This is a genomic window from Pseudomonas juntendi (genome assembly GCF_021560075.1).
Lineage (GTDB): Bacteria > Pseudomonadota > Gammaproteobacteria > Pseudomonadales > Pseudomonadaceae > Aquipseudomonas > Aquipseudomonas juntendi.
This window is the reverse complement of the sequence record NZ_CP091088.1, coordinates 3,788,735-3,814,182: the sequence shown is the minus strand read 5'-3', so window position 1 is coordinate 3,814,182 and position 25,448 is coordinate 3,788,735. Positions and strand designations below refer to the sequence as shown.

The following is a 25,448-nucleotide window of genomic DNA, read 5'->3' as shown; positions in this document are numbered from 1 at the left end:
TTGTTGCTCTGGTACAGTTACAAACGGTTCCATACAAAAACAACTATTACACCGAGGTAACACAGATGAGTGCGGCTCCACTGTATCCCGTTCGTCCCGAGGTTGCGGCCACTACGCTGACCGACGAGGCCACTTACAAGGCCATGTACCAGCAATCGGTGATCAACCCGGACGGCTTCTGGCGCGAGCAGGCCCAGCGTATCGACTGGATCAAGCCGTTCACCAAGGTCAAGCAGACCTCGTTCGACGACCACCACGTCGATATCAAATGGTTCGCCGACGGCACTCTGAACGTTTCCTCCAACTGCCTGGATCGTCACCTGGAAGAGCGCGGTGACCAGCTGGCGATCATCTGGGAAGGTGACGACCCTTCCGAGCACCGCAACATTACCTACCGCGAACTGCACGAGCAGGTCTGCAAGTTTGCCAACGCCCTGCGTGGCCAGGACGTGCACCGTGGTGACGTGGTCACCATCTACATGCCGATGATCCCCGAAGCCGTGGTCGCCATGCTGGCCTGTGCACGCATCGGGGCGATCCATTCGGTGGTGTTCGGCGGCTTCTCGCCCGAAGCGCTGGCCGGCCGGATCATCGACTGCAAGTCCAAGGTGGTGATCACTGCCGACGAGGGCCTGCGCGGTGGTCGTCGTACCCCACTCAAGGCCAACGTCGACCTGGCGTTGACCAACCCTGAAACCAACAGCGTGCAGAAAATCATCGTGTGCAAGCGCACCGGTGGCGACATCGCCTGGCACCAGCACCGCGACATCTGGTACGAAGACCTGATGAAGGTGGCTTCCAGCCATTGCGCGCCGAAAGAAATGGGCGCCGAAGAGGCGCTGTTCATCCTGTACACCTCGGGTTCCACCGGCAAGCCAAAAGGGGTGCTGCACACCACGGGCGGTTACCTGGTGTATGCCGCGCTGACCCATGAGCGCGTGTTCGACTACCGCCCCGGTGAGGTGTACTGGTGCACCGCGGACGTGGGCTGGGTCACTGGCCACAGCTATATCGTCTACGGCCCGCTGGCCAACGGTGCCACCACCTTGCTGTTCGAGGGCGTGCCGAACTACCCGGACATCACCCGGGTGTCGAAGATCATCGACAAGCACAAGGTCAACATCCTCTACACCGCACCAACCGCCATCCGCGCCATGATGGCTGAAGGGCAGGCCGCTGTAGCCGGGGCCGATGGCTCCAGCCTGCGCCTGCTGGGGTCGGTGGGCGAGCCGATCAACCCGGAAGCGTGGAGCTGGTACTACAAGGCCGTAGGCAAGGAACGCTGCCCGATCGTCGACACCTGGTGGCAGACCGAAACCGGCGGCATCCTGATCAGCCCGCTGCCGGGTGCCACCGGCCTGAAACCAGGGTCTGCGACCCGGCCGTTCTTCGGCGTGGTGCCGGCACTGGTGGACAACCTGGGCAACCTGATCGACGGTGCGGCCGAGGGCAACCTGGTGATCCTCGATTCCTGGCCTGGGCAGTCGCGTTCGCTGTATGGCGACCACGACCGTTTCGTGGATACCTATTTCAAGACCTTCCGCGGCATGTACTTCACCGGCGACGGCGCGCGCCGGGACGAGGACGGTTACTACTGGATCACTGGTCGCGTGGATGACGTGCTCAACGTGTCGGGCCACCGCATGGGCACGGCCGAGATCGAGAGTGCCATGGTGGCGCACGCCAAGGTGGCCGAAGCTGCAGTGGTGGGTGTGCCGCACGACATCAAGGGGCAGGGCATTTACGTGTATGTCACCCTCAATGCGGGTGTCGAGGCCAGCGAGCAGTTGCGCCTGGAATTGAAGAACTGGGTGCGCAAGGAGATCGGCCCCATCGCTTCCCCGGATGTGATCCAGTGGGCGCCTGGGTTGCCCAAGACCCGCTCCGGCAAGATCATGCGCCGCATCCTGCGCAAGATTGCCACCGGTGAGTACGATGCGCTGGGCGATATCTCTACCCTGGCCGACCCGGGGGTGGTGCAGCACCTGATCGATACCCACAAGGCGATGAGCCTGGCATCGGCGTGATGGCGGACCGGCGTGTGCGCTGAATGACAGGGGCCGCTTTGCGACCCATCGCGACGCAAGGCCGCTCCTACAGAAACCCTGCCCGGGCAACCGGCGGGGTTTTTGCTTTACTGTTACCCGACAATCATCGGTAACCGTTGTGTCACCGGTGCCGCACAATGGCGGGGCGCGGGGAAACAAAACCGGCCCATTCCAGTGCAGCTTCATGGCATTTGCAGCCGTGCCGCTCGCCCCACTTGCCGTAATTCGAGGCTTTGCCAATAATAGGCCCAGGAATTGCTAGTTCTATAGGTTCTATTTCTTGCGCTTTTGCATATTTTGCAATGGCTGTCAACATCGCCCGCGGCGGTTTCAGGCGCTTCTATAAGTAGTTGTCGCTTTGAAGAAATATCGACTACCGGGCTGTCGTTAGAATGCCACACACTCGCTCGTGGTATGCGGCCTTGGTCGAACCCTGCGCGGCTCGCGTTGTACTCATTCGCATATCGGGCAGCCGTGATCTGCCTTGTATTGCCCCGTACCGATGGAGTTACCTGATGAAGAAGCTTGCACTGCTTGGCGCCCTGGCGCTGTCCGTGTTTTCCCTGGTGTCGCAGGCCGATGAAAAGCCGTTGAAAATCGGCATCGAAGCCGCCTACCCACCTTTCGCCTTCAAACAGCCCGACGGCAGCATCGCTGGCTTCGACTACGACATCGGCAACGCCTTGTGCGAAGAGATGAAGGCCAAGTGCACCTGGGTCGAGCAAGAATTCGATGGCCTGATTCCGGCGCTGAAGGTGCGCAAGATCGACGCCATCCTGTCGTCGATGTCGATCACCGAAGACCGCAAGAAGTCGGTCGACTTCACCAAGCGCTACTACCTGACGCCGGCGCGCCTGGTCATGAAGGAAGGCACCACCGTCAGCGACAGCCTGGACGAACTCAAGGGCAAGAAGATCGGCGTACAGCGCGGCTCGATCCACGACCGCTTCGCCAAGGAAGTGCTGGGCGCCAAAGGTGCCACCGTCGTGCCTTACGGCACCCAGAACGAAATCTACCTGGACGTGGCAGCCGGTCGCCTCGATGGCACCGTGGCTGACGCCACCCTGCTGGAAGACGGTTTCCTGAAAACCGACGCCGGCAAGGGCTTTGCTTTCGTAGGCCCGGCCTTCACCGACGCCAAGTACTTCGGTGACGGTATCGGCATTGCCGTACGCAAGGGCGACGACGCCAACCGCGAGCGCATCAACAAGGCCATCGACGCCATCCGCGCCAACGGCAAGTACCAGGAAATCGAGAAGAAGTACTTCAACTTCGACATCTACGGTCCAGACTCGAACTAAGACGTCGGGTTTACCTGTGCAATGGTGCAAACAGCAGAGGCTCTGAGGTTTGCACCATTTTTCATTCTCTAGGTCGAGGACCTCATCATGTTGAAAGGCTACGGGGCAGTCATCCTCGACGGGGCGTGGCTGACGCTGCAGCTTGCCCTGTCGTCGATGGCCCTGGCCATCGTGCTCGGCCTGATCGGTGTGGCGCTGCGCTTGTCGCCCGTGCGCTGGCTGGCCTGGCTTGGCGACCTGTATTCCACGGTCATCCGTGGCATTCCGGACCTGGTCCTGATCCTGCTGATCTTCTACGGCGGGCAAGACATCATCAACCGGGTGGCGCCGCTGCTCGGCTACGAAGACTACATCGACCTCAACCCGCTGATCGCGGGTATCGGTACCCTGGGCTTCATCTTCGGTGCCTACCTGTCGGAAACCTTCCGCGGCGCCTTCCTCGGCATTCCCAAGGGGCAGGCCGAGGCGGGGTTCGCCTATGGCATGAGCGCGCGCCAGGTGTTCTTCCGTATCCAGGTTCCGCAAATGATCCGCCTGGCGATTCCTGGTTTCACCAACAACTGGCTGGTGCTGACCAAAGCCACCGCGCTGATTTCGGTGGTCGGCCTGCAGGACATGATGTTCAAGGCCAAACAGGCGGCCGACGCCACGCGCGAGCCGTTCACCTTCTTCCTGGCGGTGGCCGCGTTGTACCTGGTGCTGACCAGTGTTTCGCTGCTGGCCCTGAAGTTTCTGGAGCGCCGCTACTCGGTGGGCGTCAAGGTGGCTGAACTATGATCTTCGACTACAACGTCATCTGGGAGGCGTTGCCGATGTACTTCGGCGGCCTGCTGACCACCCTCAAGCTGCTGGCCATTTCGTTGTTCTTCGGCTTGCTGGGGGCTATTCCGTTGGGCTTGATGCGGGTGTCGCGGCAGCCGGTGGTCAACTTCACCGCCTGGCTCTATACCTATGTCATCCGCGGGACGCCGATGCTGGTGCAGCTGTTTCTGATCTACTACGGCCTGGCCCAGTTCGAAGCGGTACGCGACAGTGTCTTCTGGCCGCTGTTGTCCAGCGCCACCTTCTGTGCGTGCCTGGCGTTCGGCATCAACACCAGTGCCTACACCGCAGAAATCATCGCCGGCAGCCTCAAGGCCACGCCGCATGGCGAGATCGAGGCGGCCAAGGCCATGGGCATGTCACGCATGAAGATGTACCGCCGCATCCTGCTGCCTTCGGCCCTGCGCCGGGCGCTGCCGCAGTACAGCAACGAAGTGATCATGATGCTGCAGACCACCAGCCTGGCGTCGATCGTCACCCTGATCGACATAACCGGCGCCGCACGCACGGTCAATGCGCAGTACTACCTGCCTTTCGAGGCCTATATCACGGCGGGCGTGTTCTACCTGTGCCTGACCTTCATCCTGGTGCGCCTGTTCAAGATGGCCGAACGCCGCTGGCTCGGCTACCTGGCGCCACGCAAGCACTGACCGCTTTGTGAGAATCGACAGCATGTACAAACTCGAAGTCCAAGACCTGCACAAGCGCTACGGCAGCCATGAAGTACTCAAGGGCGTGTCGCTGGCGGCCAAGGCCGGCGACGTCATCAGCATCATCGGCTCCAGCGGTTCGGGCAAGTCGACCTTCCTGCGTTGCATCAACCTGCTGGAGCAGCCGCACGCCGGCAAGATCCTGCTCAACAACGAAGAGCTCAGGCTGGTCGCTGGCAAGGACGGCGCGCTGAAGGCCGCAGACCCGCGTCAGTTGCAGCGCATGCGCTCGCGGCTGTCGATGGTGTTTCAGCATTTCAACCTGTGGTCGCACATGACCGCGCTGGAGAACATCATCGAGGCGCCGGTGCATGTGTTGGGCGTGAACCGCAAGGAAGCCCTGGAAAAGGCCGAGCACTACCTGGCCAAGGTGGGTGTCGCCCACCGCAAGAACGCCTTCCCGGGGCACATGTCTGGCGGGGAGCAACAACGTGTGGCAATTGCCCGCGCCCTGGCTGTGGAGCCGGAGGTTATGCTGTTCGACGAGCCGACTTCGGCACTCGACCCCGAGCTGGTCGGCGATGTGCTGAAGGTAATGCAGGCGCTGGCCCAGGAAGGCCGGACCATGGTCGTGGTCACCCACGAAATGGGCTTTGCCCGCGAGGTGTCCAACCAGTTGGTGTTCTTGCACAAGGGGCTGGTGGAAGAGACCGGCTGCCCGCGTGAAGTGCTGGCCAACCCGCAGTCGGAACGCCTGAAGCAGTTCCTCTCCGGCAGCCTGAAGTAAAAGCTGCATTTTTGCACCAGAATAGGGCATGCTGCGCGGCAAGCGCGGCCTGACCCGGCGCACAGACTCGAACGACCTCAGGTTTCGGACCGTACCTTATGACCACCCAGCGAATCGGTTTTCTCATCTGGCCCAGCACCAGGCCCTTGACCCTGGCGCTGGCCGAGGAAGTGTTGCAGGTGGCGCAGCGGGTGCATCCGGACGTGGTCTACGAACTGTCGTTCCTGCAGGCCGAGCCTGCGCCGGAAGGTGCCTGGCGCCTGCCAGGCGAGCCCTGGAACGGTGGCCTGGAAGGTTGTCACAAGCTGTTCCTGCTGGCAGACGAGCCACCCGTGGCGGTAGGGGCTGCGTTGTCGGCCGCGCTCAAGCAGCTGGCGCGCAGCGGCTGCATGATCGGGGGGCTTGCAGCCGGTGTGTATCCGCTGGCGATGCTGGGTTTGCTCGATGGTTACCGGGCTGCCGTGCACTGGCGTTGGCAGGATGATTTTGCCGAGCGCTTCCCCAGGGTCATCGCCACCAGCCACCTGTTTGACTGGGATCGTGACCGCCTCACGGCGTGCGGCGGCATGGCCGTTACCGACCTGCTGCTGGCGGTGCTGGCCCGCGATCACGGCGCCGAGCTTGCCGGTGCGGTGTCGGAGGAACTGGTGGTCGAGCGTATCCGCGAGGGGGGCGAGCGCCAACGTATTCCGCTGCAGAATCGTCTCGGCTCCAGCCACCCCAAGCTGACCCAGGCGGTGTTGCTGATGGAAGCCAATATCGAAGAACCGCTGACCACCGACGAAATTGCCCAGCACGTATGCGTCTCGCGCCGGCAGTTGGAGCGCATTTTCAAGCAGTACCTGAACCGCGTGCCGAGCCAGTACTACCTGGAGCTGCGGCTGAACAAGGCGCGGCAGATGCTGATGCAGACCAGCAAATCGATCATCCAGATCGGGCTTTCCTGTGGTTTCTCGTCGGGGCCGCATTTTTCCAGTGCGTACCGCAATTTCTTTGGTGCTACGCCGCGGGAAGACCGTAACCAGCGGCGTAGCAGCAGCCCGTTCGAGTTGAGTTCGGCGCCGGCTGAAAAGGGTTGATAGCTCGGTTGGGGCCGGGGTGTATGCCTTGAGGGTGATGGTGGGGCGGATATCGTGCGCCGCGCTACTAGAACAACGTCATGCACCCGCCACGGCGCGATACCAACGCCTCACACCCGCCCCGGCATAAAAATATCGGCTTGCACCTTCTACTCCGTCATCTCCAGGTGAACACCCGTTCACCCAGCCCCCTCTCTCCCGTACACTGCGCGATTGCGACAGTGTTTGTCGCATTGCCGAAAACCTTGCTAAAACTGGGTTTTGCGCTGTAACAAGTTGTCGCTTGGCCGCAAGGACAGGCGCAGATCAGTCCTTACAATCCCCCCCATCGCTCGCCACTTCCAGGCCAGCGTTCCTCTTCAGGAGACTCAGATGTCCGTTGAGCAAGCCCCGGTGCAACGTGCCGATTTCGACCAGGTCATGGTCCCCAACTATTCTCCGGCGGCCTTCATTCCTGTGCGAGGCGAGGGTTCCCGTGTCTGGGACCAGTCCGGTCGCGAGTTGATCGACTTTGCCGGCGGCATCGCGGTAAACGCCCTGGGCCACTGCCACCCGGCGCTGGTCAAGGCCCTGACCGAGCAGGCCAACACCCTCTGGCACGTCTCCAACGTATTCACCAACGAACCGGCACTGCGCCTGGCCCACAAGCTGGTAAGCGCCACCTTTGCCGACCGTGCGTTCTTCTGCAACTCCGGCGCCGAGGCCAACGAGGCTGCCTTCAAGCTGGCCCGCCGGGTTGCCCATGACCGCTTCGGCCCTGAAAAGCACGAAATCATCGCCACCGTGAACAGTTTCCACGGTCGTACCCTGTTTACCGTCAGCGTCGGCGGCCAGCCGAAGTACTCCGATGGCTTCGGCCCGAAGATCACCGGCATCAGCCACGTGCCGTACAACGACCTGGAAGCGTTGAAGGCACAGATTTCCGACAAGACGTGCGCCGTGGTGATCGAGCCGATCCAGGGTGAGAGCGGCGTGGTGCCGGCCGACAAGGCTTACCTGGAAGGCGCTCGCAAGCTGTGTGACGAGCACAATGCCCTGCTGATCTTCGATGAAGTGCAGACGGGTGTGGGCCGCACCGGCTCGCTGTATGCCTACCAGCACTACGGCGTGACCCCGGATATCCTCACCAGCGCCAAGAGCCTGGGCGGTGGCTTCCCGATCGGCGCCATGCTGACCACCACCGAGCTGGCCAAGCACCTGGCTGTGGGCACCCACGGCACCACCTACGGCGGCAACCCGCTGGGCTGCGCGGTTGCCTGCGCGGTGCTGGACGTGGTCAACACCCCGGAAACCCTGGCCGGCATCAAGGCCAAGCACGCGCGGTTCAAGGCCCGCCTGGAGCAGATCGGGCAGAAGTACAACCTGTTCAGCCAGGTGCGTGGTATTGGCCTGCTGCTGGGTTGCGTGTTGGCCGAGGCCTGGCAAGGCAAGGCCAAGGACGTACTCAATGCCGCCGAGAAAGAAGGCGTGATGGTGCTGCAGGCCGGTCCGGACGTGGTCCGCTTCGCGCCAAGCCTGGTGGTTGAAGACGCCGATATCGATGCAGGCCTGGACCGCTTCGAGCGCGCCGTTGCCACGCTGACCCAAGGCTGATCCGCCTGCGGTCCCTTCGCCGGCCGCAGCCAAGGTTGTACCAGGCCGGCGATTTGCGATTCCACAGCAGGTGCCCATGCGCCTGCCGTTTTTCCGTGCCGCCATGAGCGGCCCGTATTCCAAAGGAGTGACACCATGCTGGTGATGCGCCCCGCGCAAATGGCTGACCTGAACGAAGTGCAGCGCATGGCTGCCGACAGCCCCATTGGTGTCACCTCGCTGCCGGACGACTCTGCTCGCCTGGGCGACAAGATTGCCGCCTCCGAGACGTCCTTTGCCGCGGAGGTCAGCTTCAATGGCGAGGAAAGCTACTTCTTCGTGCTCGAAGACAGCGAAACCGGCAAGCTCGCCGGCTGCTCGGCCATCGTGGCCTCGGCTGGCTATTCCGAGCCGTTCTACAGTTTTCGCAACGAGACCTTCGTGCACGCCTCGCGCGAGCTGAAGATCCACAACAAGATCCACGTGCTCTCGCTGTGCCATGATCTGACCGGCAACAGCCTGCTGACCAGTTTCTACGTGTTGCCAGAGCTGGTGAACAGCGGCTGGGCCGAACTCAATTCCCGCGGCCGCCTGCTGTTCATGGCTGCGCACCCGGAACGCTTCGCTGACTCGGTGGTGACCGAGATCGTCGGTTACAGCGACGAAAAGGGCGAATCGCCGTTCTGGGACGCCATTGGGCGCAATTTCTTCGACCTCAACTATGCCGATGCCGAGCGCCTGTGCGGCCTGAAGAGCCGCACCTTTCTCGCCGAACTCATGCCGCACTACCCGATCTACGTGCCGCTGCTGCCAGACCTGGCGCAGGAAGCCATGGGCCAGGTGCACCCGCGGGCGCAGATCACCTTCGACATCCTCATGCGTGAGGGCTTCGAGACCGAGCACTACATCGACATATTCGACGGCGGCCCAACCCTGCATGCGCGTACCTCGGGCATCCGCTCGATCGCCCAGAGCCGGGTGGCCCCAGTGAAAATCGACGACGTGCCAACCAAGGGCGGGCGCCCGTACCTGGTGTGCAACGGCCTGTTGCAGGACTACCGGGCAGTGCTGCTGGAGCTGGATTGGGTGCCCGGCAAGCCGGTCAGCCTGAGCGTTGCAGCAGCCGAGGCGCTGGGCGTAGGCGAGGGCGCCAGCGTGCGCCTGGTGGCGGCCTGAGGCCTGGCAACAGGCGTTTCGGGATTGATGCGTTAGCAGAGTTTCGCGCCGGCCCATGCCGCCGCACAAGGAGATAGCATGATCGTTCGTCCTGTACGCAGCAGCGATTTGCCTGCGTTGATCGAATTGGCACGCAGCACCGGCACCACCGGGCTGACCACGCTGCCGGCCAACGAAGAGCGCCTGGAGCATCGCGTAGGTTGGGCGGAAAAGAGCTTTCGGGGCGAGGCCGAGCGCGGCGACACCGACTACCTGTTCGTGCTGGAAAACGACGAAGGCCTGGTGGTAGGCATCAGTGCCATCGCCGGTGCCGTTGGCTTGCGCGAGCCTTGGTACAACTACCGGGTCGGCCTGACCGTCAGTGCCTCGCAGGAGCTGAAGATCTACCGCGAAATCCCTACGCTGTTTCTGGCCAACGACCTGACCGGCAACTCCGAGCTGTGCTCGCTGTTCCTGCGCAGCGACTACCGTGCCGGGCTCAACGGCCGCTTGCTGTCGCGGGCGCGCATGCTGTTCATTGCCGAGTTCCCCGAGTTGTTCGGCAAGAAGATCATCGCCGAAATGCGCGGCATGTCGGATGAGCAGGGGCGTTCGCCGTTCTGGGAAAGCCTGGGCCGGCACTTCTTCAAGATGGAGTTCAGCCAGGCGGACTACCTGACCGGCGTGGGCAACAAGTCGTTCATCGCCGAGCTGATGCCGAAGTTCCCGCTGTACACCTGCTTCCTGTCAGACGCGGCGCGCAACGTGATCGGCCGTGTGCACAAGGACACCGAGCCGGCACTGGCCATGCTCAAGCAGGAAGGTTTCACTTACCAGGGCTATGTCGACATTTTCGACGCCGGCCCCGCCATCGAGTGTGACACCGGCAGGATCCGCGCCGTGCGCGACAGCCAGACGCTGGTGCTGGCGGTTGGCACGCCGGGCGATGACGCCACCCCCTACATCATCCACAACCGCAAGCGCGACGACTGCCGTATCACCGCTGCACCTGCGCGTCTGGCCGCCGGAACCCTGGTGGTCGACCCGCTGACCGCCAAACGCCTGCGCATGGGCGCTGGCGACAATGTGCGCGCTGTGCCCATGTCGGCGAGCCGGGAGGGCTAATAAATGACCACGCACTACATCGCCGGCAATTGGCAGTCCGGCCAGGGCGAGCCCCTGCAATCGCTGAACCCGGTCACCCAGGCCGTGATCTGGCAGGGGCAGGGCGCCGACGCCAGCCAGGTCGGCGCCGCCGTAAAGGCTGCGCGCCAGGCGTTCCCAGCCTGGGCGCAACTGAGCCTGGACGCGCGCATCGGTGTGCTGGAGCAGTTTGCCGCACAGTTGAAGGCGCATGCCGAAGCCATGGCCCAGTGCATTGGCGAGGAAACCGGCAAGCCGCTGTGGGAATCGGCCACCGAAGTGACCAGCATGGTCAACAAGGTGGCCATTTCCATACAAAGTTACCGTGAGCGCACCGGTGAAAAGAGCGGCCCGCTGGCCGATGCCACGGCAGTGCTGCGGCACAAGCCCCATGGTGTGGTCGCGGTGTTCGGCCCTTACAACTTCCCTGGCCACCTGCCGAACGGGCATATCGTTCCGGCGCTGCTGGCGGGCAACTGCGTGGTGTTCAAACCGAGTGAGCTGACCCCCAAGGTGGCGGAACTGACAGTGCACTGCTGGATCGCTGCCGGCCTGCCGGCGGGTGTGCTGAACCTGGTTCAGGGCGGGCGTGAAACCGGTGTGGCACTGGCTGGCGACCCAGGTATCGATGGCGTGTTCTTCACCGGTTCCAGCCGCACTGGCAACCTGTTGCACCAGCAGTTTGCCGGGCGCCCGGACAAGATCCTGGCGCTGGAAATGGGTGGCAACAACCCATTGCTGGTAGACGAGGTCAAGGACCTCGACGCTGCGGTTTACACCATCATTCAGTCGGCGTTCATTTCCGCCGGCCAGCGCTGCACCTGCGCACGTCGCCTGCTGGTGCCCCAGGGTGCCTGGGGCGATGCGCTGCTCGCGCGCCTGGTCGAGGTGTGCAGAACCATCACGGTGGGGGCGTTCGATGAACAGCCGGCACCGTTCATGGGCTCGGTGATTTCGCTGCAGGCCGCGCAGGCGCTGCTGGCTGCCCAGGCCGAACTGGCCGCCAAGGGTGGGGTGAAACTGCTGGAAATGACGCAGCCGCAAGCCGATGCCGCATTGCTTACCCCTGGCATCATCGATGTCAGCGCCGTGGCACAGCGCCCGGATGAAGAGTTCTTCGGGCCGCTGCTGCAAGTGGTCCGCTATGCCGATTTCGATGCGGCCATCGATGAAGCCAACAACACCCAGTACGGCCTGGCTGCCGGCTTGCTGTCCGATTCGCGCGCCCGCTACCAGCATTTCTGGCTGCGCAGCCGCGCCGGCATCGTCAACTGGAACAAGCAACTGACCGGTGCAGCCAGCAGCGCACCCTTCGGTGGCGTCGGTGCCAGTGGCAACCATCGCGCCAGTGCCTATTACGCGGCCGACTACTGCGCTTACCCCGTGGCTTCGCTGGAGACTGCCAGCCTTGCCTTGCCGGCCACCCTTACGCCGGGCGTCACCCTATAACAACAGGTCACGGAGCCTTGCCGATGAAATCCTATGAAGTGAATTTTGATGGCCTGGTGGGGCCTACCCACAACTACGGCGGCCTGTCCTACGGTAACGTGGCTTCGCAAAGCAACAGCCAGCAAGGCTCCAGCCCGCGGGAAGCTGCACGCCAGGGCCTGGCGAAGATGAAGGCATTGGCCGACATGGGCTTCAAGCAGGGCGTGCTGGCGCCGCAGGAGCGCCCGGATGTGGCCGCGCTCCGCCGTCTGGGCTTCAGCGGCAGCGATGCCGACGTGATCCAGCGCGCTGCCAAAGAGGCCATGCCGTTGCTGGTGGCCACCTGTTCGGCTTCGAGCATGTGGGTGGCCAACGCTGCCACGGTCAGCCCCAGTGCCGACACCGCCGATGGCCGCGTGCACTTCACTGCCGCCAACCTCAATTGCAAATACCACCGCAGCATCGAGCACCCGACCACCAGTCGCGTGCTGGCCGCGATGTTCAACGACGAGCAACGCTTCGCCCACCACCCGGCGTTGCCTGCCGTGGCGCAGTTCGGTGACGAGGGCGCTGCCAACCATACGCGCTTCTGCCGCGCTTATGGGGAGGCTGGCGTGGAGTTCTTCGTCTACGGCCGCAGTGCATTCGACAGCCGTTACCCGGCACCGCAGAAATACCCCGCCCGGCAGACCCTGGAGGCCTCGCAGGCCGTGGCCCGTTTGCATGGCCTGCATGAGGACGGGGTGGTCTACGCTCAACAGAACCCGGCGGTGATCGACCAGGGCGTGTTCCACAATGACGTGATTGCGGTGGGCAATGGCGAGGTGCTGTTCTACCACGAGGACGCTTTCCTCGAGACTGACACGGTACTGGGCCAGTTGCGCGCTAAACTGGCCAGCAAGGGCGGCCGTTTCCAGGCCATCTGCGTGCCGCGCTCGGCAGTGGCGGTAGAGGATGCAGTGCGTTCCTACCTGTTCAACAGCCAGTTGCTCAGCCGTGACGACGGCTCCATGCTGCTGGTGGTGCCGGAAGAGTGCCGCAACAATGAACGCGTCTGGGCGTACCTTGGGCAGTTGACCCGCCAGGGCGGCCCGGTGAAGGAGGTCAAGGTGTTCGACCTCAAGCAGAGCATGCAGAACGGCGGTGGCCCGGCTTGCCTGCGTTTGCGCGTGGCCTTGAATGAAACGGAACTGGCGGCGGTCAACCAAGGCGTTATCATGACCGCCCCGCTGTACGACACCCTGCTGCAATGGGTCGACAAGCACTACCGTGATCGCCTGGTCGAGGCGGACCTGGCCGACCCGCAACTGCTGGTGGAGTGCCGTACCGCACTGGATGAGTTGACCCAGATTCTGAAGTTGGGCTCGGTGTACCCGTTCCAACGCCAACCTTGAAGAGAGAATTGTAATGACCGACGCCCTGCGCCTGATCCTCGAAGATGAAGACGGCACCCAGCTCGAAACCTCCTGCACCCGTTTTGCCGTGGTCTGGCAAGGCAAGGAAGTGTGGATCCAGCAGGATGGCCGCGGCCAGTTGCTGATCGGTGTGGATGTCGAGGAAGGCGACGCCGAGTACGCCAACCTGCTGCTGCGGCCCATGGCCACCAACCTGGTCAGCCTGCAGCTGGAAATGGAACCTGCAGAGCTTGGCGAAGACGACGATCACGTCCATGGCCCCGACTGCGGCCACACCCACTAAGGAAGTTCCTATGCTCGCCCTTGGTAAATTGCTTGAGCTGACCCTCACCGATCACGAACCGGCCGAGAAGACCCAAGTGACCACCAAGGGCACGCGTTTGCGCTGGCTAGGGGAGGGGGCGCTCGAAGTGCGCCCGCCCGACAGCGAGGATTGCGGCCTGGACTTGCTGTTGTCTGCCGGTATTCATGGTAACGAGACAGCGCCGATCGAGTTGCTCGAACGGCTGCTGCATGGCGTGGCCGACGGGTCGATCAAGCCCAAGGCGCGGGTGTTGTTCCTGTTCGGCAACCCGGTGGCGATGCGCAAGGGTGAGCGTTTCATCGAACAGGACATCAACCGCCTGTTCAACGGGCGCCACGAGCTGTCCAGCGGTTTCGAGGCGTTGCGTGCGGCCGAGCTCGAGCAGTTCGCCCGGGTGTTCTTCAGCAAGCCGGGGCGCAGCCGCCTGCATTACGATCTGCATACTGCCATCCGCGGTTCGAAGATCGAGCAGTTTGCCTTGTACCCCTATAAAGAGGGGCGCCAGCACTCTCGTCGCCAACTGGCACGCCTGGCAGCGGCGGGCATGCAGGCGGTATTGCTGCAAAGCAAGCCTTCCATCACCTTCAGCGCCTTTACCTACGAACAGCTGGAGGCTGAAGCGTTCACCCTGGAGCTGGGCAAGGCCCGCCCGTTCGGCCAGAACGAGCAAGTCAACCTCGACAAGCTCGAAGACCGCCTGATCAGGATCATCACGGCTGAAGAACCCGAAGACGAAGACTCGCTGGAAGGCCTGCAGCTGTTCAGTGTCTCCCGCGAAATCATCAAGCACAGCGACAGCTTTCACCTGCACCTGCCGGCGGATATCGAGAATTTTTCCGAACTGAGCAAAGGTTACCTGCTGGCTGAAGACCTGGCCGAGATGCGTTGGGTGGTCGAGGAAGAGGGCGCGCGCATCATCTTCCCCAACCCCAAGGTCAAGAATGGCCTCAGGGCAGGGCTTCTGATCGTGCCCGATGCAGGGCAGCGGTTGAGCTGAGGCGTTGCTTACAGTTGCGTGCGCAGTTCCAGTTGCAGTGCCTGGCGTAATCCGTTTTCAGTGAAAGCGGCGGGGTTGGTGTTAAGCGCAGTAGCGCCCCCAAAGTTGAATCTGCAGTCGGTGGGCAAGCCGATGCTTTGCAGTAACAGGTTGTCTACCGGGTAGGCGCCGTAAGTGCCCTGAACCTCTGTCTGGCCTGGGAACACGGTGCCGGTCATGGAATTCCAGCCCTGGCACAGGCAGCGGTACAGGTCCAGCAGCGGCAATTGGGTTGCCGTCGACCAGTTCGGGTTGTAGGCCAGCATGCCACCGCTGTAGCCCCAGCTGCTCTGGTTTTCGTTGATGATGAAGTGGCCTTCGTCTTCGTCCTGCTCGTCATCGCTGGGCGTGTAGCAAGTGAACTGTTGCCTGGCCGCTTCGCTCACCCTGATCGGTTTTCCGGTATGCCCGGCCTTGTTGTCCAGGCCTGCCAGCAGTGCTTGGCCGCACGGCAATTTGCGCATCAGCACCAGCGCATCCTCTACCGCTTGGCGGAACGCCTCATCACCCGTCACTTGCACACCGATGCGGCCTAGCGCCTGATGCTCGGCCGCTACAGGCTGGGCCAGGTGCGCATCGTACGCCGTGTTGCGGTAGAGCACGGTGCTGGAATTGGCCTGGCCAAGCAGGCAGTGGCCGGTGACATTGACCACCGCATCGCCTTTGTCGATCAGGACAGGGCCGCTACCGACGACTACCTGGTGCGTGCCGGTGTGCGCATCAATGTGCACCATGCCGGCCCCTGTCTCGATGCTGTTGCCGCTGCCGATCATGTCGATCAGTACCGGCTTGCGGACCTGCCCGGTAATGACCACCTGGTGTCCGCCGTCGGTCAGGCGAATGGCAATGGCTTCGGCGGTATGCTGGGCGACCATGAATACCGCGCCGTTGACCGTGACTTCCAGCAAGCAGTCGTGGGTCGCGATCTGCACGCGTTTTTGCCGTGCGTCCGAACCTGTGGCGCGCGGGGCGACATTGAACACCAGCAGCTCGGTGCTGGGCGCCAGGCGACGGTAGCGTCGCCCCAGCGCATAGGCGCGTTCCAGGGTGATACGCACATTGCCATCAGCCTGTATGTACTTCACCTCTGTCTGCTGCTGGGGGTGGTCCTTGTTGATGAATGCGGTGTGGTGGCTGCCAGCCTGCCGATCGTCGAGGTAATAGACGGGGCTGGCATTGATCAATGGCGTAGGGTGGGGGAGCGGGTGTGGGTCCGAGTGCAGTTTGGACAGGTTCAGCTCAGGCATGGCGCATTCCGGTATCGAGAAGAAAGGCGCAGCATCCCCTTTGGGCTGGGTGCCCAGGTGTTGCTTATGTACCGCCAGCGTGGCCGTGCAGCGCTGCCAGGCGACCTTGACAGTGTCGATGAACGGCATTTCATCCGCGCAATGCCGTTCTGGTGTACAAACACACTGTATCTCCTGTTCAGGCTGGCTATAATGGCGCCCTTTGCCGTCGTTTCGTCGATTCGACGTATTAGCCCAAACGGCCGCCGTTTCCGTGGAAGAACCTATGAAAAGCGCAGAAATCCGTGAAGCCTTCCTTCGCTTCTTCGAAGAGCAGGGCCATACCCGAGTTGCCTCCAGTTCGCTGATCCCGAACAACGACCCCACCCTGCTGTTCACCAACGCAGGCATGAACCAGTTCAAGGACTGCTTCCTCGGTGCCGAGAAGCGTGCCTATACCCGTGCGGTCAGCAGCCAGAAGTGCGTGCGCGCGGGCGGCAAGCACAACGACCTGGAAAACGTCGGTTACACCGCGCGTCACCACACGTTCTTCGAAATGCTGGGCAACTTCAGCTTCGGCGACTACTTCAAGCGCGACGCCATCACCTTCGCCTGGACCTTCCTGACCTCGGAAAAATGGCTGAACCTGCCCAAGGAAAAGCTCTGGGTCACGGTCTACGCCACCGACGACGAAGCCTACGACATCTGGACCAAGGAAGTCGGCGTGCCTGCCGAGCGCATGGTGCGCATCGGTGACAACAAGGGCGCCCCCTACGCATCCGACAACTTCTGGACCATGGGCGATACTGGCCCGTGCGGCCCATGCACCGAGATCTTCTACGACCACGGCCCGGACATCTGGGGTGGCCCGCCCGGTTCGCCGGAAGAAGACGGTGACCGCTACATCGAGATCTGGAACAACGTCTTCATGCAGTTCAACCGCACTGCCGATGGCGTGCTGCACCCACTGCCAGCGCCGTCGGTGGACACCGGCATGGGCCTGGAGCGTGTCAGCGCCGTGCTGCAGCACGTGCACTCCAACTACGAGATCGACCTGTTCCAGAACCTGCTGGCAGCGGCGGCCAAGGCCATCGGTTGCAGCAATGACGGCCAGGCTTCGCTGAAAGTGGTGGCCGACCACATCCGCTCCTGCGGCTTCCTGATTGCCGACGGCGTGCTGCCATCCAACGAAGGCCGTGGCTATGTACTGCGCCGCATCATCCGCCGCGCTTGCCGCCACGGTAACAAGCTGGGCGCCAAGGGCAGCTTCTTCTACCAGATCGTTGCTGCCCTGGTGGCCGAAATGGGCGAAGCCTTCCCCGAGCTGACCAGCCAGCAAGCGCACATCGAGCGCGTGCTCAAGGCCGAAGAAGAGCAGTTCGCCAAGACCCTGGAGCAGGGCCTGCGCATCCTCGAGCAAGATCTGGCCCAGTTGCAAGGCGCCGTGGTACCCGGCGATGTGGTGTTCAAGCTGTATGACACCTACGGTTTCCCGATGGACCTGACGGCCGACATTGCCCGTGAGCGCGAGTTGACCATCGACGAAGCCGGCTTCGAACGCGAAATGGACGCCCAGCGTGAGCGCGCCCGTTCTGCCAGCGCCTTCGGCATGGACTACAACAGCCTGGTCAAGGTCGACAGCGCCACCGAGTTCCTCGGTTACGACGCAACCGAAGGCCAGGGCAAGATCATCGCCCTGTACAAGGACGGCCAATCGGTCGACCAGCTGGGGGTGGGCGAGCAGGGCGTAGTGGTGCTCGACCGCACGCCGTTCTACGCCGAGTCCGGCGGCCAGGTGGGTGACAGCGGGTACCTGCAGGCGGGTGCTGCACGCTTCGACGTACGCGATACCACCAAGACCGGCGGGGCCTTCCTGCACCACGGTGTGGTCACCAGCGGTGCGCTGCTGATCGGTGCGCCGGTGGAGGCCAAGGTCGATGCAGACGTTCAGCACGCCACCTCGCTGAACCACTCGGCTACCCACCTGCTGCACGAAGCGTTGCGTCAGGTGCTGGGCGAGCACGTGCAACAGAAGGGCTCGCTGGTCGACAGCCAGCGCCTGCGTTTCGACTTCAGCCACTTCGAAGCGGTGAAGCCGGAGCAGCTCAAGCAGCTGGAAGACATCGTCAACCGCGAAGTGCGCAAGAACACCCCGGTCGAGACCGAACTGACCGACATCGAAACCGCCAAGGCCAAAGGTGCCATGGCGCTGTTCGGTGAGAAATACGGCGATACCGTGCGCGTGCTGACCATGGGTGGCGATTTCTCGGTAGAGCTGTGTGGCGGTATCCACGCCAAGCGTACCGGTGACATCAGCCTGTTCAAGATCATCAGCGAAGGCGGCGTGGCCTCTGGCGTACGCCGTATCGAAGCAGTCACCGGCGCCGCTGCGCTGGCCTACCTGAACGCTGCCGAAGAGCAGGTCAAGGAAGCCGCGCAACTGGTCAAGGGTAACCGTGACAACCTGATCGACAAGTTGTCGGCTGTGCTTGAGCGCAACCGTCAGCTGGAGAAGCAGCTGGAACAGCTGCAGGCCAAGGCCGCCAGCGCCGCAGGGGACGATCTCTCCAACGCGGCTGTTGAGGTCAAGGGTGCCAAGGTCCTCGCCGCCCGCCTGGATGGGCAGGATGGCAAGGCCCTGCTGGCCCTGGTCGATCAGTTGAAGAACAAGCTCGGCCACGCAGTGATCCTGCTGGGCAGCGAGCATGAGGGCAAGGTCGTGTTGGTGGCCGGCGTGACCAAGGACCTCTCCAGCCAACTCAAGGCTGGCGATCTGATGAAGCAAGCCGCTGCGGCGGTGGGTGGCAAGGGCGGTGGCCGTCCGGACATGGCCCAGGGCGGTGGCGTCGACGTTGCTGCGCTGGACAAGGCCCTGGCGCTGGCCGTGCCATTCGCAGAGCAGGGACTTTGAGATGAAGGGGTAGGCGGTTCAGTGGCGGGTGCCAAGCCCCCGGGTGCCGCACCCGGGGGCAGGCAGCAGCGTCACCGGCCACTTCCGCCACCCCTTCATGTTGGATTGTTTTTTGGGGCCCTGTATGGGCTGAGGCACCATTGAAATGGCGTTGATCGTACAGAAATTTGGCGGCACCTCTGTCGGTTCCATCGAGCGGATCGAGCAGGTAGCCGATAAGGTCAAGAAACACCGTGAAGCGGGCGACGACCTGGTCGTCGTGCTGTCGGCCATGAGCGGTGAAACCAATCGCCTGATCGACCTGGCCAAGCAGATCACCGATCAGCCGGTTCCGCGTGAACTGGACGTGATCGTGTCGACCGGTGAGCAGGTGACCATTGCCTTGCTGACCATGGCCTTGATCAAGCGTGGTGTGCCAGCGGTGTCCTACACCGGCAACCAGGTGCGCATTCTCACTGACAGCGCGCACAACAAGGCGCGCATCCTGCAAATCGACGACCACAAGATTCGTGCCGACCTCAAGGAAGGCCGCGTGGTCGTGGTTGCGGGCTTCCAGGGGGTCGACGAGCACGGCAGCATCACCACCCTCGGTCGCGGCGGCTCCGACACCACCGGCGTGGCCCTGGCGGCAGCGCTGAAAGCTGACGAGTGCCAGATCTACACCGATGTGGATGGCGTCTACACCACCGACCCGCGCGTAGTGCCGCAGGCCCGTCGCCTGGAGAAAATCACCTTCGAAGAGATGCTGGAAATGGCCAGCCTCGGTTCCAAGGTGCTGCAGATCCGTTCGGTGGAGTTCGCCGGCAAGTACAACGTTCCGCTGCGCGTGCTGCACAGCTTCAAGGAGGGTCCGGGTACCCTCATTACCATTGATGAAGAGGAATCCATGGAACAGCCGATCATTTCCGGTATCGCCTTCAACCGTGATGAAGCCAAGCTGACCATTCGCGGCGTGCCGGACACCCCGGGCGTGGCCTTCAAGATCCTCGGCCCGATCAGTGCTTCGAACATCGAAGTGGACATGATCGTGCAGAACGTTGCCCACGATAACACCACCGACTTCACCTTCACCGTGCACCGCAACGAGTACGAGAAGGCGCAGAGCGTGCTGGAAAACACCGCCCGTGAAATCGGTGCCCGCGAAGTGATCGGCGACACCAAGATCGCCAAGGTCTCCATCGTTGGCGTCGGCATGCGCTCGCACGCCGGGGTTGCCAGCCGCATGTTCGAGGCGCTGGCCAAGGAGAGCATCAACATCCAGATGATCTCCACCTCCGAGATCAAGGTTTCGGTCGTGATCGAAGAAAAGTACCTGGAGCTGGCCGTACGCGCGCTGCACACCGCGTTCGAGCTTGACGCCCCTGCCCGACAGGGCGAGTAAGGCGCTGCACTGCAAGGGCGCGGCACCAGCCGCGCCCTTCGTGTTGTGCGCCAGGCATGGCGCGTTGCGCGTAAGCGCAACCTGCTTGGCTGTGGTGGCCAAGCGGGTGACTTGGAGGTGAAAGTCCTCTACACACCCGGCAAGGGGAAGTGTTAGCCGGAGGCAAGGGTGTCGCGGGCGACTGCGAATCTGAAGGAAGCCCGAGGCAAAATGCTGGCCTGACGAACAGGAAGCGGATCAGGCGGCACAGCGGGGTTAGGCGGCAACAATCGCCAAAGCCCAATACTTGCACGGAACGCTGTGACGTAAATCCGACAGGCATAAGCAGGAAGGTCACGCGAATTACCCTGGGAGATCTGTACGTTTGCCATTGTGCTACCGCGCGTCGAAAGGCGACGGGATGAGCGTGCAGAAGTCAGCCGAAGCCGTAGTAAGTGGCGGATAACCGCGCCACCAAGGGCCGAACAGGTTATGCCGCTAGTAGGCGTCACTGTCTCGTTGGTAGCCGTAATGCAGAAATTTCCCACAGCGGAAACTGTCATCCCGAATCCCGGCCAGAAGCCGAGGGTGATGCCTGACAGTGCAAAGGTGCCGGCGGCGTCAGCGACGTGGACGAACGCGGAGCCGGACACGCTGATGGAGCGGGTGCTTGCACCGGCCAACCTCAGACGTGCGTATCAACGCGTGGTCAGCAACAAGGGAGCGCCGGGTGCCGATGGCATGACGGTCGCTGACTTGGCGGGCTACATGAAACAGTATTGGCCAACCCTCAAGGCCAGGCTACTGGCCGGTGAATACCATCCACAAGCAGTGCGAGCGGTTGAAATTCCCAAGCCGCAGGGCGGCACACGGCAACTGGGAATCCCCAGCGTCGTGGATCGCTTGATCCAGCAAGCCTTGCAGCAACAGCTCACGCTCATCTTCGACCCACTGTTCTCGGACTACAGTTATGGCTTCCGTCCGGGCAGAAGCACACATCAAGCTGTCGAGATGGCCCGTGCCCATGTGGCATCGGGACATCGGTGGTGCGTGGAAATCGATCTGGAAAAGTTCTTCGATCGAGTCAACCACGACATCCTCATGGCCTGTATCGAGTGCCGGGTCAAAGATAAGTGCGTACTTAGGCTTATCCGTCGCTACCTTGAAGCGGGAGTCATGTCAGGTGGTGTCGTTAGCCCACGGCAGGAAGGGACGCCGCAAGGCGGCCCGCTCTCGCCGCTGCTGTCGAATATCCTGCTCGATGAATTTGACCGCGAACTGGAGCGGCGGGGCCATCGCTTCGTGCGCTATGCCGATGACGCGAACATTTATGTGCGCAGTCCTCGGGCTGGCGAGCGAGTACTGGTCAGTGTCGAGCGCTTCCTGAACCAACGTTTGAAACTGACGGTGAATCAGAAGAAGAGTCGAGTCGCGAGAGCCTGGAAGTGTGACTACTTGGGCTATGGGATGAGCTGGCATCAGCAGCCAAGGCTGCGGGTGGCAACGATGAGCCTGGGTCGCCTGCGCGACCGGCTCGCAGAGCTGCTACGCGGTGCACGGGGTCGCAAGATGGCAAATACCATCGAGCGGATAAACCCTGTATTACGAGGCTGGGCGGGTTACTTCAAGCTCAGCCAGAGCAAACGGCCACTTGAGGAACTGGATGGCTGGCTCAGGCACAAACTCCGCTGTGCCATCTGGCGCCAATGGAAGCAGCCCTCTACGAGGGTGCGCAACCTGATGCGCCTGGGTCTAAGTGAAGAGCGTGCCTGCAAATCAGCCTCTAATGGTCGAGGCCCATGGTGGAACTCGGGAGCATCTCATATGAATCAGGCGCTGCCGAAGAAGCTATGGGATCGACTCGGACTGGTCTCGATACTGGATACGATCAACCGGCTTAGCCGCATAGCCTGAACCGCCGTGTACGGAACCGTACGCACGGTGGTGTGAGAGGACGGCGGGTGTGAACCCGCCTCCTACTCGATTCTGCTCGCTGCGCAGGCCCTGTCCTGCCCTGTGCAGCGTGCGACTGGGCTGGTCGTCGTCCGCGGCCGGCCCTGACCCCAAGACTGTTACCCCTGAATGTTTTGCGTAAGGAGAAAGCTATGTTGATTCTGACTCGTCGGTGCGCCGAGAGCCTGATCATTGGAGACGGCGAGATTACCGTGACGGTGCTCGGCGTGAAGGGCAACCAGGTACGTATAGGCGTTAGCGCGCCGAAGGAAGTGGCTGTTCACCGCGAGGAAATCTACCTGCGGATCAAGAAAGAGAAGGATGAAGAGCCAAGCCTTTAATTTTTTTGAAGTTTTTTTCAAAAAAAGGGTTGCAAAGGTGAAAGAGGTTCTTTAATATTCGCCTCGTGTTGCGGTGAGGTGGCCGAGTGGCCGAAGGCGCTCCCCTGCTAAGGGAGTATACCTCATAAGGGTATCGGGGGTTCGAATCCCCCCTTCACCGCCATTATTTGCGTAGGGCGCTGTAACGGGTAGGAACGCTAAGTAGTTGATTTTAAACGAAAACGTTCTTGCAAAAATGTTCCAGCGACCTATAATGCGCGGCAAGACACGGACTCATAGCTCAGCTGGATAGAGTACTCGGCTACGAACCGAGCGGTCGCAGGTTCGAATCCTGCTGAGTCCGCCACTTTTGAAGTGGCTTTGTTTTCAAGGCTGCTTCAATCAACCAGCGGTATCTGGTCTAAAACTGCCAATCGCGGACTCATAGCTCAGCTGGATAGAGTACTCGGCTACGAACCGAGCGGTCGCAGGTTCGAATCCTGCTGAGTCCGCCACTTTTTGAAGTGGTTTTGCTTGCAAGGCTGCTTCAGTCAACCAGCGGTATCTGGTCTAAAACTGCCAATCGCGGACTCATAGCTCAGCTGGATAGAGTACTCGGCTACGAACCGAGCGGTCGCAGGTTCGAATCCTGCTGAGTCCGCCACTTTTTGAAGTGGTTTTGCTTGCAAGGCTACTTCAGTCAACCAGTGGTAATCTGGTCTAAAACTACCATCACGGACTCATAGCTCAGCTGGATAGAGTACTCGGCTACGAACCGAGCGGTCGCAGGTTCGAATCCTGCTGAGTCCGCCATACCCCATCAAAAAGCCCGCTCAACAGAGCGGGCTTTTTGTTGTGCGCCAGGCATGGCGCGTTGCGCGTAAGCGCAACCTGCTTGGCTGTGGTGGCCAAGCGGGTGACTTGGAGGTGAAAGTCCTCTACACACCCGGCAAGGGGAAGTGTTAGCCGGAGGCAAGGGTGTCGCGGGCGACTGCGAATCTGAAGGAAGCCCGAGGCAAAATGCTGGCCTGACGAACAGGAAGCGGATCAGGCGGCACAGCGGGGTTAGGCGGCAACAATCGCCAAAGCCCAATACTTGCACGGAACGCTGTGACGTAAATCCGACAGGCATAAGCAGGAAGGTCACGCGAATTACCCTGGGAGATCTGTACGTTTGCCATTGTGCTACCGCGCGTCGAAAGGCGACGGGATGAGCGTGCAGAAGTCAGCCGAAGCCGTAGTAAGTGGCGGATAACCGCGCCACCAAGGGCCGAACAGGTTATGCCGCTAGTAGGCGTCACTGTCTCGTTGGTAGCCGTAATGCAGAAATTTCCCACAGCGGAAACTGTCATCCCGAATCCCGGCCAGAAGCCGAGGGTGATGCCTGACAGTGCAAAGGTGCCGGCGGCGTCAGCGACGTGGACGAACGCGGAGCCGGACACGCTGATGGAGCGGGTGCTTGCACCGGCCAACCTCAGACGTGCGTATCAACGCGTGGTCAGCAACAAGGGAGCGCCGGGTGCCGATGGCATGACGGTCGCTGACTTGGCGGGCTACATGAAACAGTATTGGCCAACCCTCAAGGCCAGGCTACTGGCCGGTGAATACCATCCACAAGCAGTGCGAGCGGTTGAAATTCCCAAGCCGCAGGGCGGCACACGGCAACTGGGAATCCCCAGCGTCGTGGATCGCTTGATCCAGCAAGCCTTGCAGCAACAGCTCACGCTCATCTTCGACCCACTGTTCTCGGACTACAGTTATGGCTTCCGTCCGGGCAGAAGCACACATCAAGCTGTCGAGATGGCCCGTGCCCATGTGGCATCGGGACATCGGTGGTGCGTGGAAATCGATCTGGAAAAGTTCTTCGATCGAGTCAACCACGACATCCTCATGGCCTGTATCGAGTGCCGGGTCAAAGATAAGTGCGTACTTAGGCTTATCCGTCGCTACCTTGAAGCGGGAGTCATGTCAGGTGGTGTCGTTAGCCCACGGCAGGAAGGGACGCCGCAAGGCGGCCCGCTCTCGCCGCTGCTGTCGAATATCCTGCTCGATGAATTTGACCGCGAACTGGAGCGGCGGGGCCATCGCTTCGTGCGCTATGCCGATGACGCGAACATTTATGTGCGCAGTCCTCGGGCTGGCGAGCGAGTACTGGTCAGTGTCGAGCGCTTCCTGAACCAACGTTTGAAACTGACGGTGAATCAGAAGAAGAGTCGAGTCGCGAGAGCCTGGAAGTGTGACTACTTGGGCTATGGGATGAGCTGGCATCAGCAGCCAAGGCTGCGGGTGGCAACGATGAGCCTGGGTCGCCTGCGCGACCGGCTCGCAGAGCTGCTACGCGGTGCACGGGGTCGCAAGATGGCAAATACCATCGAGCGGATAAACCCTGTATTACGAGGCTGGGCGGGTTACTTCAAGCTCAGCCAGAGCAAACGGCCACTTGAGGAACTGGATGGCTGGCTCAGGCACAAACTCCGCTGTGCCATCTGGCGCCAATGGAAGCAGCCCTCTACGAGGGTGCGCAACCTGATGCGCCTGGGTCTAAGTGAAGAGCGTGCCTGCAAATCAGCCTCTAATGGTCGAGGCCCATGGTGGAACTCGGGAGCATCTCATATGAATCAGGCGCTGCCGAAGAAGCTATGGGATCGACTCGGACTGGTCTCGATACTGGATACGATCAACCGGCTTAGCCGCATAGCCTGAACCGCCGTGTACGGAACCGTACGCACGGTGGTGTGAGAGGACGGCGGGTGTGAACCCGCCTCCTACTCGATTCTGCGTGTCACAGAATTGTCGACCATGGCCATCTAAGCTTTCCTGTAAAGGTTGTGCCGTGGCCGGGGCGCTTCGCAGTTCCAAGGCCGCACTGCCGCGACATATGCGAAATTCAATGTGCTTTCGTACCCACGACAACCGTCGCACTGTTGGCTTCGTGCGT

19 protein-coding genes and 5 tRNA genes are annotated in these 25,448 nt (G+C 61.7%); 23 read left to right on the top strand and 1 reads right to left on the bottom strand.

Going from position 1 to position 25,448, the window contains the following annotated elements; all coding sequences use genetic code 11:
• Nucleotides 1-65: 65 nt before the first annotated feature.
• The 13 genes from acs (at nucleotide 66) to astE (ending at nucleotide 14,701) form a co-directional block, all read left to right on the top strand.
• Complete coding sequence (gene acs, locus L1P09_RS17705) at nucleotides 66-2,027, top strand: acetate--CoA ligase (protein ID WP_009681489.1); 1,962 nt, start codon at nucleotides 66-68, stop codon at nucleotides 2,025-2,027.
• A gap of 536 nt (nucleotides 2,028-2,563) precedes the next feature.
• Nucleotides 2,564-3,349 (top strand): ABC transporter substrate-binding protein, encoded by a 786-nt coding sequence (locus L1P09_RS17700; protein WP_009681488.1) that lies wholly within the window; start codon nucleotides 2,564-2,566, stop codon nucleotides 3,347-3,349.
• An 87-nt stretch (nucleotides 3,350-3,436) separates the two neighbouring features.
• Nucleotides 3,437-4,126 (top strand): ABC transporter permease, encoded by a 690-nt coding sequence (locus tag L1P09_RS17695; RefSeq protein ID WP_054881940.1) that lies wholly within the window; start codon nucleotides 3,437-3,439, stop codon nucleotides 4,124-4,126.
• Nucleotides 4,123-4,821, top strand: coding sequence for an ABC transporter permease (locus L1P09_RS17690; protein ID WP_029887202.1), 699 nt, complete (start codon nucleotides 4,123-4,125; stop codon nucleotides 4,819-4,821). Before L1P09_RS17695 ends, L1P09_RS17690 begins: the two co-directional genes overlap by 4 nt.
• A gap of 22 nt (nucleotides 4,822-4,843) precedes the next feature.
• Entirely contained in the window at nucleotides 4,844-5,608 is a 765-nt protein-coding gene (locus L1P09_RS17685; RefSeq protein ID WP_054904773.1) for an ABC transporter ATP-binding protein, read from the top strand.
• A 98-nt stretch (nucleotides 5,609-5,706) separates the two neighbouring features.
• Nucleotides 5,707-6,687 (top strand): transcriptional regulator ArgR, encoded by a 981-nt coding sequence (argR, locus tag L1P09_RS17680; protein ID WP_009681484.1) that lies wholly within the window; start codon nucleotides 5,707-5,709, stop codon nucleotides 6,685-6,687.
• Nucleotides 6,688-7,059: 372 nt separating this feature from the next.
• A complete protein-coding gene (locus L1P09_RS17675; protein ID WP_235767945.1) occupies nucleotides 7,060-8,280 on the top strand; it encodes an aspartate aminotransferase family protein in 1,221 nt (406 codons plus the stop codon).
• 135 nt (nucleotides 8,281-8,415) lie between these two features.
• Entirely contained in the window at nucleotides 8,416-9,435 is a 1,020-nt protein-coding gene (aruF, locus tag L1P09_RS17670) for an arginine/ornithine succinyltransferase subunit alpha (protein ID WP_009681482.1), read from the top strand.
• A 78-nt stretch (nucleotides 9,436-9,513) separates the two neighbouring features.
• Complete coding sequence (gene astA, locus L1P09_RS17665; protein ID WP_029887201.1) at nucleotides 9,514-10,539, top strand: arginine N-succinyltransferase; 1,026 nt, start codon at nucleotides 9,514-9,516, stop codon at nucleotides 10,537-10,539.
• Between the two features lie 3 nt (nucleotides 10,540-10,542).
• Nucleotides 10,543-12,006, top strand: coding sequence for a succinylglutamate-semialdehyde dehydrogenase (astD, locus tag L1P09_RS17660; RefSeq protein ID WP_235767944.1), 1,464 nt, complete (start codon nucleotides 10,543-10,545; stop codon nucleotides 12,004-12,006).
• 23 nt (nucleotides 12,007-12,029) lie between these two features.
• Nucleotides 12,030-13,379 (top strand): N-succinylarginine dihydrolase, encoded by a 1,350-nt coding sequence (gene astB / locus L1P09_RS17655; protein WP_009681478.1) that lies wholly within the window; start codon nucleotides 12,030-12,032, stop codon nucleotides 13,377-13,379.
• A 13-nt stretch (nucleotides 13,380-13,392) separates the two neighbouring features.
• On the top strand, nucleotides 13,393-13,683 hold the full coding sequence (locus L1P09_RS17650; RefSeq protein WP_009681477.1) for a hypothetical protein: 291 nt from the start codon (nucleotides 13,393-13,395) through the stop codon (nucleotides 13,681-13,683).
• A 10-nt stretch (nucleotides 13,684-13,693) separates the two neighbouring features.
• Complete coding sequence (gene astE, locus L1P09_RS17645) at nucleotides 13,694-14,701, top strand: succinylglutamate desuccinylase (protein WP_009681476.1); 1,008 nt, start codon at nucleotides 13,694-13,696, stop codon at nucleotides 14,699-14,701.
• 8 nt (nucleotides 14,702-14,709) lie between these two features.
• Here the strand turns inward: astE and L1P09_RS17640 are convergent, their stop codons facing one another.
• Nucleotides 14,710-16,116 carry a M91 family zinc metallopeptidase gene (locus tag L1P09_RS17640; RefSeq protein WP_225624699.1) on the bottom strand — a complete coding sequence of 469 codons (1,407 nt, stop codon included), beginning with the start codon at nucleotides 16,114-16,116 and terminating at the stop codon, nucleotides 14,710-14,712.
• Nucleotides 16,117-16,252: 136 nt separating this feature from the next.
• On the opposite strand from L1P09_RS17640, the gene alaS reads away from it, so the two are divergent.
• The 10 genes from alaS (at nucleotide 16,253) to ltrA (L1P09_RS17590) (ending at nucleotide 25,213) form a co-directional block, all read left to right on the top strand.
• Complete coding sequence (gene alaS / locus L1P09_RS17635; RefSeq protein ID WP_009681474.1) at nucleotides 16,253-18,877, top strand: alanine--tRNA ligase; 2,625 nt, start codon at nucleotides 16,253-16,255, stop codon at nucleotides 18,875-18,877.
• A 145-nt stretch (nucleotides 18,878-19,022) separates the two neighbouring features.
• A complete protein-coding gene (locus tag L1P09_RS17630; RefSeq protein WP_009681473.1) occupies nucleotides 19,023-20,258 on the top strand; it encodes an aspartate kinase in 1,236 nt (411 codons plus the stop codon).
• A 471-nt stretch (nucleotides 20,259-20,729) separates the two neighbouring features.
• Nucleotides 20,730-22,151: a group II intron reverse transcriptase/maturase gene (ltrA, locus tag L1P09_RS17625; RefSeq protein ID WP_222186725.1), complete on the top strand. Its 1,422-nt coding sequence runs from the start codon at nucleotides 20,730-20,732 to the stop codon at nucleotides 22,149-22,151.
• A 191-nt stretch (nucleotides 22,152-22,342) separates the two neighbouring features.
• Nucleotides 22,343-22,531 (top strand): carbon storage regulator CsrA, encoded by a 189-nt coding sequence (gene csrA, locus L1P09_RS17620; RefSeq protein WP_003254503.1) that lies wholly within the window; start codon nucleotides 22,343-22,345, stop codon nucleotides 22,529-22,531.
• 72 nt (nucleotides 22,532-22,603) lie between these two features.
• Nucleotides 22,604-22,694 (top strand) — tRNA-Ser (locus L1P09_RS17615).
• 106 nt (nucleotides 22,695-22,800) lie between these two features.
• A tRNA-Arg gene (locus L1P09_RS17610) sits at nucleotides 22,801-22,877 on the top strand.
• Between the two features lie 71 nt (nucleotides 22,878-22,948).
• Nucleotides 22,949-23,025, top strand: a tRNA-Arg gene (locus L1P09_RS17605).
• A 72-nt stretch (nucleotides 23,026-23,097) separates the two neighbouring features.
• Nucleotides 23,098-23,174: transfer RNA gene (locus L1P09_RS17600), tRNA-Arg, on the top strand.
• Nucleotides 23,175-23,246: 72 nt separating this feature from the next.
• Nucleotides 23,247-23,323, top strand: a tRNA-Arg gene (locus L1P09_RS17595).
• A gap of 468 nt (nucleotides 23,324-23,791) precedes the next feature.
• Entirely contained in the window at nucleotides 23,792-25,213 is a 1,422-nt protein-coding gene (gene ltrA, locus L1P09_RS17590) for a group II intron reverse transcriptase/maturase (RefSeq protein WP_222186725.1), read from the top strand.
• Nucleotides 25,214-25,448 lie beyond the last annotated feature (235 nt).